The organism is Candidatus Symbiopectobacterium sp. NZEC135 (assembly GCF_025962695.1).
The window spans coordinates 1-544 of the sequence record NZ_JAGFPF010001436.1 but is presented as its reverse complement, the minus strand read 5'-3'; the positions used below and the strand labels follow the sequence as shown (position 1 = coordinate 544).

The 544-nt window shown below is 61.6% G+C and carries 1 protein-coding gene; it reads left to right on the top strand.

The window, feature by feature from the left end; genetic code table 11:
- Nucleotides 1-544, top strand: a 544-nt coding sequence (locus J5224_RS34700) for a putative Ig domain-containing protein (RefSeq protein WP_264629352.1), incomplete at both ends; no start/stop codon positions are given.

Sequence of the window (544 nt, the reverse complement as noted above, 5' to 3'; positions counted from 1 at the left end):
TGGCACCCCCGCCAATGGTGATGTTGGCAGCCTAACCATCAAGGTTACCGCCACCGATGGCAGCAACGCCTCAGTCAGCACCACTTTTGGCCTGACCGTGGCTAACGTCAATGATGCACCGGTGGTCGCAACCCCGATCCCAGCGCAAAGCGTGGCGCAGGATGGCAGCCTGAGCTTCACCGTACCGGCAGGCACCTTTAGCGATCCGGACGGGGACAGCTTGACGCTGAGCGCGACGTTGGCAGACGGCTCTCCGCTGCCAAGCTGGCTGAGCTTTAACCCGGCTACTGGCACCTTCTCCGGTACGCCGGGCAATGGCGATATCGGTAGCCTGAGCATTAAGGTGACCGCCAACGACGGCGATGCCTCGGTCAGCACCAACTTTACCCTGACAGTAACACTGCCCAATGAAGCACCGGTGGTGTCCGGCACCATCCCACCACAGAGCGTGGCGCAGGATGGCAGCTTCAATTTCACCGTACAGGCAGGCACCTTCACCGATCCGGATGGCGATACCCTGACGCTGAGTGCCACGCTGGCAGAC